This is a genomic window from Synechococcus sp. MIT S9507, from assembly GCF_047304715.1.
Taxonomy (GTDB): Bacteria; Cyanobacteriota; Cyanobacteriia; order PCC-6307; family Cyanobiaceae; genus Synechococcus_C.
Map to the genome: position 1 here is coordinate 2,779,010 of NZ_CP138970.1, position 12,332 is coordinate 2,791,341.

Genomic DNA, 12,332 nt, shown 5'->3' on the forward strand with positions numbered 1-12,332 from the left:
GTTGGTGACTGCCGCGATGCGTTTGCCTCTGCAGACTTGATCAATCAGCTCTTCTGCAATGCGAAAACTGCTCTCACTGCCGATGCTGCTGGCTTCAGCTGTCCCAGTGGCGCTGGTCCAGGCAGAACCTTTGCAGCAATCCGCACGATGTGCGGTGCCTTCACCGGGTCAGTACCTGATCGTGAGTCAGGGTCTGCGTGGTGATCAACCACTGGGCCGCCTTCAACTTGAGGAATGGTTCCCAGACGGAGCCGTCAGTGGAACCCGTTTTCTGAGGGTTGGTCGCACCTACAGCGAAAAGCGATATCAAGGGCGTTGGCAGTCAGAGAGCGATTGCGGTCTGTCTGTGACCAGAGATGAGTCCGGTAGCGCAAGCAAGGTTTTGCTCACCTCAGCTGGATTGCCTCGTTACGGACTCAGTGATCGAACAGGTGATGTTGTGAGGGAGCGATGGATTCCGCAGCCGGATCGGCGCTGTGACCCGGAGACCATGAACGGCAGCTTCCTCAGCCAGCAAAGCGGTACCACCTTTGCTGATTCTTCATGGAATGCGAATGCTGTGATTCAGCGAGAGAGCTGGACAGGGTGGCGCATGGTCGGTCTCGCGATCTCTTCCTACGACGGGATCGGAGAAGTGGCTGCTTACCAGGGCCAATTCACTCAGGTTGACAACTGCATCGGCCAGATTCGTCAGCAGGATGATCGCGGTGTGACTTACGCCTACGCAGCGATTCTGCGTTCGGATGGTCTGGGGTACGCCTATCTCCAGACACAAGGTGATGATCTGACCGTTGCCACTGTTGAAAAATCGCTTCCCTAGCTCTGTGGTCGTTTCGCCAGAATTTCCACAGATCATCGCCTCGGATCCCCTCAAGACGTTGACTTCAACCTTTCCAGAAACCCTGAGTTTCCCTCCTGTTCGTCGAGGCAGATTGGAAACCCTGCAGGTCAATCTCGGATATCGCTGCAATCAGACCTGCAGTCACTGTCATGTGAATGCAGGTCCCTGGAGGAAGGAAATGATGACCAGGGAAATGATTGAGTTGATCCCTGAGGTGCTTGACCGCTTAAACCTCCATTGTCTGGATCTCACCGGTGGTGCACCGGAACTGCATCCTCAGTTTCGAGACCTTGTTGTGTCCGCCAGGTCTCTTGGCGTTGATGTGATCGATCGCTGCAACCTCACAATCCTCAGCGAGCCAGGACATGAGGATCTGGCGGAATTTCTGGCGGCGATGGGTGTGAGGGTGGTTGCGTCGCTTCCCTGCTACGAGCAGGAGAGGGTGGATCTGCAGCGAGGTCAGGGTGTCTATGAGCGAAGCATCGCAGGGCTGAAGCAGCTGAACCGGCTTGGGTATGGCCAACCCGGATCACCCTTGCAACTGGATCTGGTGTTCAACCCTTCCGGTCCTTCTCTCCCCCCGGCTCAGGAGCCACTTGAAGCTCAGTACAGGGAGGCCTTGGCATCAAGTCATGGGATTTCCTTCTCACACCTGCTCACGATCACCAATATGCCGATTCAGCGTTTTGCCAGGGATCTGCTTCACCAGGGCAAGCTTGAGCCCTATCAGCAGATTCTGCGTGAGGCCCATCGGCCGGAAAACATTCAATCGGTGATGTGTCGCAGCCTGATCAGCGTGAGCTGGACGGGAGCTCTTTATGACTGTGATTTCAATCAGCAGCTGAATCTTGCCTCCGACTCCGGACCGCGAACGCTTGTTGATCTGCTCAGCGCAGCGGATGGTTTGAAGGACCTACCAATCGCTGTTGCTGACCATTGTTTCGGATGTACAGCTGGAAACGGGTCCAGCTGTGGTGGCTCTCTCACATGAGCGAGACCTGAACCCCTGCCGGAGTGAACAGAAACACATGGTCCCCGAGGCGATGTTCCAGACCATCAATGGCAGTGATTCCACCGGACACAAAATCAGCAGTGCGCTGTGCCAGTGCCTTGTCCATGGATGTGAGATCGAGCACCACCGTTTTTTGACTGCGAACAGCCAGAACAGCCTGCATCCCTTCCGCCACCCCTTGCGGACGGATCACAAGCAGCTCCTGTGATTGCTTACGAGTGGATTGATTCATTACTCTCAGCCTGGCGAGGCTGGAGGAAAGTCGCAGTAACCGTCACCATGCAGTGATGATGCCGAGCTCAACGAATCCATTCTGCCGCAGTCATTTTCACAATTGAGACCTGAGTTGGTTCTTAAAGCCGTTATTAATGGTGACTTGCATGGTGATGATTCCGTCACTTGGCACCCTCGACAGACTTAAGAAACAAGCCCAACCCGCCCGCTTGCCCAACCTTCGAAACCGCCTGGCCTCGTGGATGCTCACCGCCGCCGACGGACTCGATGACAACCGCCTGGAGAAGAGACACGTGTTTGGCTCAAAGAGGAAGGCCGCCCTTCCGGGTGGAAAGACGGCCTAGCTCGCTCGTTTGTGCATTGTTCAACCCATCGCTTGTAGAGGAAGGAAGGGGTCGAAGCGTCTGGCTGGAGGCACCCTGGGGCCATTGGCTCTAGGTGTCGGGTTGTTGTCTCCTAGGGCACCTAGGGCGGTGCAAACGGAGCGGCGATTGGCGTGTCGCACAAGGTCTGCCTGCCAAAGGACCAACCCAGGTCATTGTTGAGACTGTTGGAGCAGGGGCCAGAAGTCAGTCTGCTTCTGTGATCTGCTCAGGTGGAGTGTCGGCCATCATGGGCTCCTCCGATTTCGTGGCCTTACTTTCCACCCGCGGTGGGGCATTTGCCATCAGTCGATTCGCTCATTGCCTTCACCGGCAAAAAATCCAAGAGTGGTAATGGCGTGCTCAAGCTCAGACGAGGGGCAGAAGTGATGAAACTTCGCACCGCCGCGATCGGCTCAGCCGAAGTGGGCCAGGGCTGCCCGCGATCACCTTCAGGCCATGGTGGTGGGCAAGCCCGTCAGCCTTCGCAGGATCACCATCGACCGTTACGGCCGGACAGTCGGAGAGCTATTCGTGGGCGGAATGAATGTTCAGCAGGCCATGGTCGCAAGCCGCCATGCGGAGATCTTTTGGAAGTACGCCAGCCAATGCTTCTGGACGCGCTGATCACATCGCCGAAGGGAGTTACTGCTCTGGAGCCTTGCTGTGACTGGCTTCATGTTGAGCTGAGCCCGGGCTGGCAACAGGCGCTGAGTTATTCACCAGCACTTCACCAGCACCTCTTGGTGTGATCACCTGAGCTCTGCAGTGGAGTTCACCAAAAGGGCTGTTGTCGTGAAGGAGTCCAGGGGGCAACACCCCCATTCATTCACTCCTTAAGGCCATGACTATGTTCAACAAAGTCACCGCAGCTGTTCTTTGCGCTGGGGTTATTGGAGGTACCGCCGGTGCATTAGCTCCTGCTGCAGAAGCTCATCAGCATCACCCATGGAGACATGAGATGAGGCAACTGCGCAGAGAAATCCGACATGACATCCGTCGTGACCTCCGCGCACAAAGACGTTACGAACGCGATTTCAATCGTTATCCAGATGTGATGCCTGTCTACGGCGGAGGCTTTGGATATGGATATCGCACTTATTGACCAGTCGCAGAGATTGAGCTGAAAAGGAAACTCCCCAGAGAATCAATCATCAACCTCGCCCCTCCACGTGCGGGGTTTTTATATCAAGCAAGCCAACGAGTAATGATAGTTCCGTCATAAATATGACCAGAAGCTTCGACAACAGGCTTAGTTTCTGGATTCATGAAGATGTCATAGAGGACGTTTTCAGGCCCCTGGAAAATAACCGTTGCTCTAGCAGGGTCGTCCTTAGAAACTCCGATATAAAAGGTTTGAACACCCATCTGAGCAAACATCGCCTGTTGCTCAGGCGCATTCATATATGAACGATATTCCTCAAACGTATTGCTCAGCTTGAAGTCAAGAACAGTCGTCTCAATCATGGTTCTGTGCACATTTCCAAAGCACAGAGTCTCTTTTAGCGACTCTCTGGCTCCCTCGGCAGGATGTGCGACACCAGATAAGCGTTGACCCATCGGATCACGCCTGAATCCACATCAGCGATCTGAAAGAGGTTGTGCATGGAGGGATCACGGGCAGCGCCACCGCAGTGGATCACCTGACGTTCCTTTGTGTAGGTGCCAGCAGTCCTGATGGGGGTCGGCGCTTCCCCTGCTGAATGCCAACCCAAACAACGGTAGTCAAGAGAAGTCCGACAACAAATACTGCGAGAAGGCGTTTCGGCATGTGGTGGTTTTTCCCGCCATTCACTTTGCCTTAAACAGTCTTTTTCGGCCCTTTCGCCAGGCAGGTAATCGTGTTTCACGACAACCGTCATGCCTGGAGCCACGTCTAGAAACACCGGCCTCTCTGACTCGGGCGAACTGTAAACCCCGTGGTCAATCGACATACCCACAAAACTAGGACACCAGTACTAGCCCCGGATGGAATGGTTTGCTCGCGCCCAAGCCAAAACTCTTTCCGCTGCGACCATCGTTCAGGCTCCCTCGCATTGATGCCTTGGCTTGCGCGTAGCCATTAATCAGACAGCGCCTTCAGCAATGCAGCGAGATCTGATGCTGAGCCCTCGGCGTTAACACCTTCAATCTTCACTGTGATTGTGTTGACCCCGGTGCTGCCCCCAGCAACAAGGTCGTTGCTGCTAGTCCCTTTGATGCTGTCACACTTAATGAGCCCCAGAACAACAATGTTTTCTGAGTTCGGTTTACCCAGCCAACAGCGCTGGAATGCAGCATCTCTGCTCTTTCAATCTATTTTTTAGTGAGGCTCATAAACTCTTTCCTTAATGTCTGGTGATACTCCATATGCTTTGCGATGTAGGTCGATGCCACAAGCAGATGACACCATTCTTGCTACTAATGATTTGAACTTAGTTTGTAAAAATTACTCCTTGCCTTGTGTCTAAAAAATATATTGAACCACATCATTAACTAATGATCATGCATTTCCGCACCATGTGCAATATCAATATATTCATCACCAACGACAGCAATAGGATCCTGAAAATTTACATACCACTCTAAATCAGTACTGGGATTAGCGAAACCAGGAACATGTAGATTCACGCCTTGAATTACTGTTTCTTGAATAGGACCAATTTGAATGCCAGTCGGATTTCCTTGAGTACCCTCTAACAAATAAGAACTAAATAGTTCATTTATATTGCTATCACCATAGTCAGCTATGTCAATATTCTCTAAAGCCAAGACACCGCCTGAACCAGGCGCATAATCAATCGGAATGAACGCTGCTTCATCCTTGGATATCGAGACTTGTTCACCATATATCTCTACATCACCCCAAAACTTCCAAGCAAGATCATCAATATAAATAGTTCCTAGCCAGTTACTGGATCAATCCTCCCTCCAACCTCTCCAACCTCAACTTCACCTGTTACGGTCCCTGAAACATAAATATTGTCAATTTCAAAATCTTCTTATGGACAAATAAATGAGATTACGTTCCAATCATCATCAAAGCCAACGGATACAATATCTGCGTCAAATTCAAGTACACCTGGACCAGGCTTGCCATTGATAACAGGCTCAGGGGTATATTGAAAAACTACACCTTCTGCAAGCATATATTTTGTGACGTCAGCATCTCGCGTATGATTTTCGATTAAAGGCCTATCCAGGACCGAGCATAATGTCACACCTTCAAGCTCTTCAATAGAAATTTCACCATTTGCATCACTGTCAAGCCTATTAATCAAGTAAGATATGTCTCCGCTTTCAATGTCAAGATAAAATTTTCCATTCAAAGTATTCAACTGCGCTTCAAAGTGAAGGCTTGAAAATACATCACCTGCCTCCTCTCCATCCGTTTTTACTTCATCAGTCTTGTCATCATTCAGCTTAAATACTAATTTATCCCCAAGCATACTTAGCAAAGGGCGAAAGCTTCTCTTAAGCCATTCTACTTCCAGTCTCGACGTAAATTCATCACTCAAGGGAAAAACACTTTTAATGCTGAATTCTTCCATTGAAAATAATATTTTCTTTGACTATCGCAATAACAATTACGCTGGCAGCTTTTTTATATTTGTTTAACAGTTTATGGTCGCGGTTATAGGGATTAGTTGTCTTTTCTTTTAGCTTCTTGAGCAAGACACGCCAATGCCGATACATACGAAATGAGTAGCCATGACAAAGCAGTGGAATTTGATAAAAATAATCCAATGCCTGAATGCTGAGGAAATTATACCTACGATGAATGGTTTTTACGGGAAGACAGAAAGTTAGAATATATTAAAAATAATAATCAAAATGGACAATCTTTTCTCGTCGATGTGTAGAGGAGGAAAAGACTAATCAGTTTTTGGGATATAAAAATAATGCGGTAAAAAATAATACATGGGAGAATACTATGGACAAACAGTGCATTTTTACTGTTGTGAAACACTTCCGTTATTGAGCCTTAACCTGCTTCTTACGTTGCCAGCAGCTTAGTCGTTTATAACTAGAAGACAGCTTGCATGAGTAATGCGATGAGACTATTTACTGCGCTTGCTACAACTTCAATAATTATTGCTGCAATGCAAGCGTTTGCAGATGAAGAATATCAATCATTTACCACTCCTTCTAAAAACATTTGGTGTGTTAGAAGGCACAACATGACATCTGATATTCCTTTATCTGTCGAATGTGATGTTGCTAATCATAAATGGAAAAATTGGATTCAAGGAGACAAGGATGGTTCTCATGGCACTAGGTTCTTTATCCCAGGCAATGGACTTGCAGAGGCAATAGGTAGCTCTGATTCAATGGTTGGAGGTGCAGCTATGGTTTTAGGATATGGTGACAAAATCACTTTTGGTGATAATCCAGCCAAAGAAGGTTCTATCACCTGCATTTCCGAGAAAATTGGGCTTACATGCACAAATAGCAGCGGCGGATTAATGCATTTGAATCGTGAGTTTTATGTCCTAAACAAGCCAGTACCTAGATAAATGCTTCTTTAAGAGTGGACATCGTTAATAGGTGCCGCCCGCCATGACTTAATGACTTGCCAATTTCTGATAATCACAGGCTAATTGGGGGCAGTAATTGTTATCAGCGCAGCGCATCCAGGCGTGCCCTTATGTGGCCATACGCGCGGCCGGTTTGGAGGGTGTAATTCATCAGGCAGTCGGATGGCTCCACCATGGCCAGCGGATAGTTGCTGTCTTGCTTCTGCGGCATTTCGGGCATGCAACGGGTCCGCTCCAGTTCGGCCCATGCCAGCCCATAGTCAAAGTAGTAATTCAACCGTTTGACCCTTGCATTTCGAAGCCTCGGATCACTTGGTGCGTCCTTGTCGAGGAAAGCTACAAATGAACAGTGCTGAGTTATTAGCGCCTCAAATGTTTGAGGTGCTTTTACCTGCGACGGGTCTAACATCTTGAAAGCTCAGTTGCATCCTGAGCGGATTGGGAATTGAGCCGGGTGCTGGTTACAACTCGCTCTTTTTATTGTAGATACATATCCAAGCAATTCTCAGGGGCGGGTATCACTAACCCCGCCACTTCCTGATCTCTTGATCGGCAATCTTTTGAGCTACTTCAGGGAGCTCCTGCAGCGGCAGTTGGGTCCAGGGCCTGCCGGGGAAGCGTTTGCCGTTGGTGCGGACGCCACCCTCGTGAACCACCGTCGCGTACTCCCTGGGCCAGCTCCATTCCACGGAGCCATCGCTCAGCTCGCGGCGGGTCTGACTGGAGCGCAGCAGGCCCTCGTCCACGATGTCGCGGGTGCCGCCGTCGGTCCAGTTCCACTTGCTGGCGCTGATCTCCTCGGTGAACCGCCCGTCCAGCCATAGAGCCGACCTGCGCATGCTCGCTGCGCTGACCTCATCCAGCATCCGCTCCAGGTCCGGTGGCACGTTCTCATTGCGCCGTGCCATCAGGCTGCACCGACAGCTTTGCACTCCTCACCAGTGCTGATGTCCCTCCAGGTGCCGCTGGCGTCTTGCTGACAGAAACGACCATCAACCTGGATCATCACCTCGCCCGAGTCCATCCGGGCGTCAGCCCGGTCGGCCTTGCGCTGATCCCGCAACCGCATCTCCTCGGTCATGGCCTGCACCTGTTCCTGGTGCTCGGCTTGGGCCATGTCGACCGGGTCGGCGGGGTTGCTCTTGCTGATGCCGCCACCGGCACCCCGTGGCCGTCAGGGATCAGCGCATCCCACTCATCGCTGAACTGGATCCCATCAATTTCATGTGGCCTGATGCCATACGTCGCGCAAACCGCAAAGGTCCACCTCCAGTGGGGCGCCTGGATCAGCTGAAACGCAGCCTCGATCTCTTCATCTGAGGGAAGCTCCCTTCGCTGCACATTCTTTGGGCTGTACCCCGCGCCTGCTTTACGGATGGCGGCACCATCGATGCCAACAGAGTCAGCCACCTGCGCAAGGATGTTTCCGTAGATCTTGCGGCCTGCAGTTCCAGCCTAAAGACCCTCAACAATTGCCACCAGGAACTTCTCTGTGAGTGGCACGCCGTCACCTTCTGGCAGCTTCCTGAGTGCGGGTCCCCACTTCTGACGCCAGGAAGTATGGGCACCGAGATTTTTTTCCCATAACCTCCGAGCAGCCGCACGAAACTCCCCGGCAGTAATCACCCCGGTCGGCACTTCATCACCTTGCTCCCAGAGCTCCCAGGCAAAGGTCTCTGAGCGGAGCATCTGACCCAGCCGCACCCCCTCCAACTCGGCCTCCTTGAGGCTGACCCGACCCAGCGGGATCCGTTGTTGCTTTTTGCCTGCCCCTTCCCTCAACGGGAGGCTGGCCTGCAAATATTTGAGATCGCCCCGTTCCAGAACCGAGCAACGACTTCCCAACGCCTTCAACCGGGCGTTCGTCGTTCTTAAATCGGTTCTTAAAGGCACCCCTAATAACCGGATTAGTCCGGACTGTAGCGGGATTTAGTGGGGTAAAACCTAGTCAGGGCGCGATTTTTACCCAAAAACCCTGATCCCATCAAACCTCTCAAATCACCATGCAGTGATGACTAAATCCTCCTCATCTGATTCAGCGCCAGCTCACTGCGGCAGTAAGCCCAAGCGTTTGGCAATTGGAATTGCGCCACTTGGCACCGTGTCGATCGGCATCGTGCCGATGGGCGTGATTTGTATCGGCATCGTTCCGATGGGGGTGGTTTCCATCGGCGTTGTCGCCATGGGCGTGATCAATCTTTCGATTGTGGGCATGGGTCTTCTGGCGATCGGTGCCAACACCATGGGGGTCTGGACGGTTGGACCGATGAGCATGGGTCTGGTTCAGATCGGAGCTCGCGGCGGTCACGACAGCGAGAGCCATAACCACAAGAGTCACCATCACAACAGCCACTCTCAATCAGACTCAGAGGATGACCCTCGCTTCATGGCTTTTCCCACCAAAGCTGAAGCCGAAGCTCAGGCCAGGCAGATCGGCTGCGAAGGGGTCCATCAGATGGGTAGTCACTGGATGGCCTGTGGTGAACATCCAACGGACCAGCGATAGACACTGTCGATCAGCGGCAAGCAGGGCAAATACCACGCACATTGAGGCTGGAATCGATCAGTTCAAAATCGAACTGCTTGCAGGCGTCACGACCAGCCTGAAGAACTGCCTCGTTTTCAAATTCCTCCGTTCGACCGCAGCGAACGCAGACAAGGTGATGGTGGTGAATGTGTTCGGCATCGGCAAGCTCGAAACGGCTGCCACCATCCCTGAGTTCCAGTTCCTGGAGAAAATCCATCTCTACCAGGAGTCGCAGGGTCCGATAGATGGTTGCCAGCGAGACCTTGGACTGATTGTCCACAAGCTGACGATGAACCTCTTCTGCACTGAGATGACTTCCACTGCCGATCTGCTCGAACAGATCAAGCACAAGACGCCGCTGGGGCGTCATGCGACGACCATCCTGGTGCAGCCCCTTCTTCAGAGTTCCAGTCGCTTCAGCAGAAGAGGTTGCAGGCGACATGCAAACGGAATGCGTGTTTCTCAATAGTACGCACTATTGAGAGTCAGCACCAGTGCTCCTTGATGAGTTGTGTTCTTCTTTGGCTGGTCATGATTGTGATCTCTGATACGTAGCGCCCTCCAGCTGGTACATCTCTCAGCACTCAGGAGAATCTGGGGAGCAATCTCTGCAGAGTTTTGATTGCGATTGACATGACATAGGCCTTAACAAGCCTCAACAGCCAGCTGAATCATGCGCTGGCAAACCCGATAGGCTGACTTGCTGTTTGACGAAAAGAGTGTCGGTCTCCTGGACGGTGCTAATGCGCTTCGTTGCGAGTGGCCTTTTCCTGCTGGCTCATGGGCTGCTGGTGCTTGAGCACATTGCACTGGGAACAGCACTCCACGGCGTCGCCGAAGTTTTTCTTGCCCCCTGGGCGCTGCGCCACCGCGCCTGGGACCTGATTGTGATTGGCTTGATTTTCTGCGTTTTTGACCTTTGGGGAACCCTGAGATTGGTCAATGTGCTGGGTTGAGGGACACAGGTTCCATCCACCAGCGGGCAACGCGTCCAGCCTGATCAGGTCTGCTGGCTGGCACAGTGACCACCACCAGACGTTTATTGCTGCGCTGATAGTCGTATCGGCAGTAGCCAGCACCTGTTCCCGAACAGGACGCAAGTGACGAAAGCTGATTGCCAGCTAGCTCTTGTTCAAAACTGTGTACCTCGCCTTCAGGCGCGGGGTTCCAGCCTGTTGCAGTCAGCTTTTTATTGACAACCAGAATTGATTGACCAGCCTTCAGCTCAGGCGGGTGTTGCTCAGCTTTCAGATCAACCCAGATTCCGGTCATACAGAGACCGGATAAAACCAACAGCCAGTGCATAAGTAAGCCCTTTGTTCAGGCATAGCCATGGATCTGTTTCTGGCGCCACGGTCAGCGTTGATTGCGTTCCGCTTCTCTGGCTCCAACGACCAGAGCGGCAAGAAAGGGAAGGATTGCAAGAACCGTAAGAATTTCCAACGAAAAGCTTCTCAATCATTCAATCTTTAGTGATTTGAAGCTTCAGTGTGGTCTCAACAGCTACCGCTGGCCAAAGTCCAACAGTGATCAGTTCAGCCATCAAAGTGTTGGATCAATGATCATGCCTTGGAACAAACTGAATTTGATAACAACTAAAAAAGGTAAACGGTCTGAAGTTTATTGATTAAGTAGAAATGATGATTTCAACATCAGAACACCAAAAATCAAAACATTTTAACTGATGCAGCCAAAGCAAAGACAGTGAGACCCTGGACAAAAGATTAGAATAAAATTGAAGAAATTATTTCTCTCATAATGGCAGCGCAAAAAAGAGAGAATGTGGATAAATTAATTAATCAAAAATTAATTATTTTCCCATAAATAATAACCACCTAACACACCTGCTTTGTTGGAGTGCAAAGTTATTTCATCTGGAAATTTGACCTTTTTAAGGAGTTTGCTGTTACCGCCGCCAAGATGCAAATGATCCCAATTCCAGATATGTTTTGTAGTCGATATCACTTGATCGACCCGCTTGATCCATTTATCTTTGCCTACCGATTCAAGCGCCGTTCTGCCAACGTAGTCTTCATAGGTTTTCTTCTTTTTAAAAAGGTGGTGTGCGAGCTCCAGATTGGGTACTAGGCATCCATCAATGAACAATGCTGAACCCATTCCTGTACCGAGTGTCAGAACCATTTCAACGCCATGACCCGAAACACATCCATATCCCTGAACGTCCGCATCATTGGCCACATGTGTCGGTTTTCCGAGTCTTTCATTCAGTAGCGCAGCAAGATTTGTCCCTGACCAACTGCGATCGAGATTAACTGCTGTTTCAACGATTCCATGTCGTACAACTCCTGGGAAACCAACAGCAATTCGATCGAAATGCGGAACTTCACTGGAAAGTTTCTCAATCACACCAACAATCGATTCAGACGTTGCAGGCTGAGGAGTGTCCTGACGCTGACGGTCACAAAGCTCTGAGCCCTTTGAATCGAGGACAATGAGTTTGACTCCGGTCCCGCCGATGTCAATACAAAGAGTATTAGCCAAAATGATGGCCTAGGAAGCTAATGATAGTTTAACGATTCCATGAGAAAATTACTCTTCAAATTATTATAAAAATGTATAGTCAAGAAGCGCAACTCCCTAGCTACGAACCTCTGATTTGACAAGATAAAATGTTTGCAATCACATGTTCGCAAACATCCAAATATTCATCAGGTGATCAAGCGTTCAGGACAAGGAATCATACAAGTGCTGGCTGACTGTGTTAAGTCGATGCAGTTGTCTTGTTGTCTTGAATGTTTAGAAAGGTGGGCGTTGACATGATTATTACAATCAAGACGCTACCTGATGATCAGATACATATTCAAAGGCTGATTTGAAG

The 12,332-nt window shown here is 50.6% G+C and carries 21 protein-coding genes; 8 read left to right on the forward strand and 13 right to left on the reverse strand.

What is annotated here, in order from left to right; all coding sequences use genetic code 11:
- Window positions 1-58: 58 nt before the first annotated feature.
- Entirely contained in the window at window positions 59-820 is a 762-nt protein-coding gene (locus SIB83_RS15240) for a hypothetical protein (protein WP_413746335.1), read from the forward strand.
- Between the two features lie 58 nt (window positions 821-878).
- Entirely contained in the window at window positions 879-1,832 is a 954-nt protein-coding gene (arsS, locus tag SIB83_RS15245; RefSeq protein WP_413402505.1) for an arsenosugar biosynthesis radical SAM (seleno)protein ArsS, read from the forward strand.
- On the opposite strand, the gene SIB83_RS15250 is transcribed toward arsS, so the two are convergent.
- The gene (locus tag SIB83_RS15250; protein WP_413746336.1) at window positions 1,825-2,085 is read right to left on the reverse strand and encodes a cell division protein SepF; all 261 of its coding nucleotides are present in this window, start codon (window positions 2,083-2,085) and stop codon (window positions 1,825-1,827) included. The two genes, arsS and SIB83_RS15250, sit on opposite strands and share 8 nt — an antisense overlap.
- Window positions 2,086-2,908: 823 nt before the next feature.
- On the opposite strand from SIB83_RS15250, the gene SIB83_RS15255 reads away from it, so the two are divergent.
- Window positions 2,909-3,076, forward strand: a complete 168-nt coding sequence (locus tag SIB83_RS15255; RefSeq protein ID WP_413746337.1) for a thermonuclease family protein — start codon at window positions 2,909-2,911, stop codon at window positions 3,074-3,076.
- Between the two features lie 18 nt (window positions 3,077-3,094).
- On the opposite strand, the gene SIB83_RS15260 is transcribed toward SIB83_RS15255, so the two are convergent.
- Window positions 3,095-3,274 (reverse strand): hypothetical protein, encoded by a 180-nt coding sequence (locus SIB83_RS15260; RefSeq protein ID WP_413746338.1) that lies wholly within the window; start codon window positions 3,272-3,274, stop codon window positions 3,095-3,097.
- 19 nt (window positions 3,275-3,293) lie between these two features.
- Between SIB83_RS15260 and SIB83_RS15265 the strand changes: the two genes are divergently transcribed.
- The gene (locus SIB83_RS15265) at window positions 3,294-3,554 is read left to right on the forward strand and encodes a hypothetical protein (RefSeq protein ID WP_413746339.1); all 261 of its coding nucleotides are present in this window, start codon (window positions 3,294-3,296) and stop codon (window positions 3,552-3,554) included.
- Between the two features lie 83 nt (window positions 3,555-3,637).
- Here the strand turns inward: SIB83_RS15265 and SIB83_RS15270 are convergent, their stop codons facing one another.
- The 4 genes from SIB83_RS15270 to SIB83_RS15285 all read right to left on the reverse strand — a co-directional run bounded on the left by SIB83_RS15270 (window position 3,638) and on the right by SIB83_RS15285 (window position 5,979).
- Window positions 3,638-3,916: a DUF3764 family protein gene (locus SIB83_RS15270; protein ID WP_413403149.1), complete on the reverse strand. Its 279-nt coding sequence runs from the start codon at window positions 3,914-3,916 to the stop codon at window positions 3,638-3,640.
- Window positions 3,917-3,951: 35 nt separating this feature from the next.
- Window positions 3,952-4,128: a DUF3104 domain-containing protein gene (locus SIB83_RS15275; RefSeq protein WP_413747397.1), complete on the reverse strand. Its 177-nt coding sequence runs from the start codon at window positions 4,126-4,128 to the stop codon at window positions 3,952-3,954.
- Window positions 4,129-4,924: 796 nt separating this feature from the next.
- Window positions 4,925-5,200, reverse strand: a complete 276-nt coding sequence (locus SIB83_RS15280) for a hypothetical protein (RefSeq protein WP_413746340.1) — start codon at window positions 5,198-5,200, stop codon at window positions 4,925-4,927.
- A 230-nt stretch (window positions 5,201-5,430) separates the two neighbouring features.
- Window positions 5,431-5,979: a hypothetical protein gene (locus SIB83_RS15285; RefSeq protein WP_413746341.1), complete on the reverse strand. Its 549-nt coding sequence runs from the start codon at window positions 5,977-5,979 to the stop codon at window positions 5,431-5,433.
- 492 nt (window positions 5,980-6,471) lie between these two features.
- On the opposite strand from SIB83_RS15285, the gene SIB83_RS15290 reads away from it, so the two are divergent.
- Window positions 6,472-6,945 (forward strand): DUF6636 domain-containing protein, encoded by a 474-nt coding sequence (locus SIB83_RS15290; RefSeq protein WP_413746342.1) that lies wholly within the window; start codon window positions 6,472-6,474, stop codon window positions 6,943-6,945.
- A 103-nt stretch (window positions 6,946-7,048) separates the two neighbouring features.
- On the opposite strand, the gene SIB83_RS15295 is transcribed toward SIB83_RS15290, so the two are convergent.
- From SIB83_RS15295 to SIB83_RS15305, 3 genes are all read right to left on the reverse strand, one after another.
- Entirely contained in the window at window positions 7,049-7,243 is a 195-nt protein-coding gene (locus SIB83_RS15295) for a hypothetical protein (protein ID WP_413746343.1), read from the reverse strand.
- A gap of 244 nt (window positions 7,244-7,487) precedes the next feature.
- Window positions 7,488-7,898 (reverse strand): hypothetical protein, encoded by a 411-nt coding sequence (locus SIB83_RS15300; protein ID WP_413746344.1) that lies wholly within the window; start codon window positions 7,896-7,898, stop codon window positions 7,488-7,490.
- A complete protein-coding gene (locus SIB83_RS15305) occupies window positions 7,874-8,083 on the reverse strand; it encodes a hypothetical protein (RefSeq protein WP_413746345.1) in 210 nt (69 codons plus the stop codon). Before SIB83_RS15305 ends, SIB83_RS15300 begins: the two co-directional genes overlap by 25 nt.
- A gap of 50 nt (window positions 8,084-8,133) precedes the next feature.
- Between SIB83_RS15305 and SIB83_RS15310 the strand changes: the two genes are divergently transcribed.
- Window positions 8,134-8,286 carry a hypothetical protein gene (locus tag SIB83_RS15310; RefSeq protein WP_413746346.1) on the forward strand — a complete coding sequence of 51 codons (153 nt, stop codon included), beginning with the start codon at window positions 8,134-8,136 and terminating at the stop codon, window positions 8,284-8,286.
- Between the two features lie 135 nt (window positions 8,287-8,421).
- Here the strand turns inward: SIB83_RS15310 and SIB83_RS15315 are convergent, their stop codons facing one another.
- Window positions 8,422-8,820, reverse strand: a complete 399-nt coding sequence (locus SIB83_RS15315; RefSeq protein WP_413746347.1) for a hypothetical protein — start codon at window positions 8,818-8,820, stop codon at window positions 8,422-8,424.
- Window positions 8,821-8,977: 157 nt separating this feature from the next.
- Between SIB83_RS15315 and SIB83_RS15320 the strand changes: the two genes are divergently transcribed.
- A complete protein-coding gene (locus tag SIB83_RS15320) occupies window positions 8,978-9,472 on the forward strand; it encodes a hypothetical protein (RefSeq protein ID WP_413402508.1) in 495 nt (164 codons plus the stop codon).
- A 10-nt stretch (window positions 9,473-9,482) separates the two neighbouring features.
- Here the strand turns inward: SIB83_RS15320 and SIB83_RS15325 are convergent, their stop codons facing one another.
- Window positions 9,483-9,935, reverse strand: a complete 453-nt coding sequence (locus tag SIB83_RS15325; protein ID WP_413402510.1) for a Fur family transcriptional regulator — start codon at window positions 9,933-9,935, stop codon at window positions 9,483-9,485.
- 301 nt (window positions 9,936-10,236) lie between these two features.
- On the opposite strand from SIB83_RS15325, the gene SIB83_RS15330 reads away from it, so the two are divergent.
- The gene (locus SIB83_RS15330) at window positions 10,237-10,449 is read left to right on the forward strand and encodes a hypothetical protein (protein ID WP_413402512.1); all 213 of its coding nucleotides are present in this window, start codon (window positions 10,237-10,239) and stop codon (window positions 10,447-10,449) included.
- Here the strand turns inward: SIB83_RS15330 and SIB83_RS15335 are convergent.
- Window positions 10,433-10,765 carry a hypothetical protein gene (locus SIB83_RS15335; RefSeq protein WP_413746348.1) on the reverse strand — a complete coding sequence of 111 codons (333 nt, stop codon included), beginning with the start codon at window positions 10,763-10,765 and terminating at the stop codon, window positions 10,433-10,435. The two genes, SIB83_RS15330 and SIB83_RS15335, sit on opposite strands and share 17 nt — an antisense overlap.
- Window positions 10,766-11,299: 534 nt before the next feature.
- A complete protein-coding gene (locus SIB83_RS15340) occupies window positions 11,300-11,995 on the reverse strand; it encodes an ROK family protein (RefSeq protein WP_413746349.1) in 696 nt (231 codons plus the stop codon).
- Window positions 11,996-12,332 lie beyond the last annotated feature (337 nt).

Bases quoted from the DNA above. Each gene is read 5' to 3' on its own strand.
- SIB83_RS15240 (WP_413746335.1), top strand. From the start codon at position 59: ATGCGAAAACTGCTCTCACTGCCGATGCTGCTGGCTTCAGCTGTCCCA.
- SIB83_RS15250 (WP_413746336.1), bottom strand. From the start codon at position 2,085: ATGAATCAATCCACTCGTAAGCAATCACAGGAGCTGCTTGTGATCCGT.
- SIB83_RS15255 (WP_413746337.1), top strand. From the start codon at position 2,909: ATGGTGGTGGGCAAGCCCGTCAGCCTTCGCAGGATCACCATCGACCGT.
- SIB83_RS15260 (WP_413746338.1), bottom strand. From the start codon at position 3,274: ATGGGGGTGTTGCCCCCTGGACTCCTTCACGACAACAGCCCTTTTGGT.
- SIB83_RS15265 (WP_413746339.1), top strand. From the start codon at position 3,294: ATGACTATGTTCAACAAAGTCACCGCAGCTGTTCTTTGCGCTGGGGTT.
- SIB83_RS15270 (WP_413403149.1), bottom strand. From the start codon at position 3,916: ATGATTGAGACGACTGTTCTTGACTTCAAGCTGAGCAATACGTTTGAG.
- SIB83_RS15285 (WP_413746341.1), bottom strand. From the start codon at position 5,979: ATGGAAGAATTCAGCATTAAAAGTGTTTTTCCCTTGAGTGATGAATTT.
- SIB83_RS15290 (WP_413746342.1), top strand. From the start codon at position 6,472: ATGAGTAATGCGATGAGACTATTTACTGCGCTTGCTACAACTTCAATA.
- SIB83_RS15305 (WP_413746345.1), bottom strand. From the start codon at position 8,083: ATGGCCCAAGCCGAGCACCAGGAACAGGTGCAGGCCATGACCGAGGAG.
- SIB83_RS15320 (WP_413402508.1), top strand. From the start codon at position 8,978: ATGACTAAATCCTCCTCATCTGATTCAGCGCCAGCTCACTGCGGCAGT.
- SIB83_RS15325 (WP_413402510.1), bottom strand. From the start codon at position 9,935: ATGTCGCCTGCAACCTCTTCTGCTGAAGCGACTGGAACTCTGAAGAAG.
- SIB83_RS15330 (WP_413402512.1), top strand. From the start codon at position 10,237: ATGCGCTTCGTTGCGAGTGGCCTTTTCCTGCTGGCTCATGGGCTGCTG.
- SIB83_RS15335 (WP_413746348.1), bottom strand. From the start codon at position 10,765: ATGACCGGAATCTGGGTTGATCTGAAAGCTGAGCAACACCCGCCTGAG.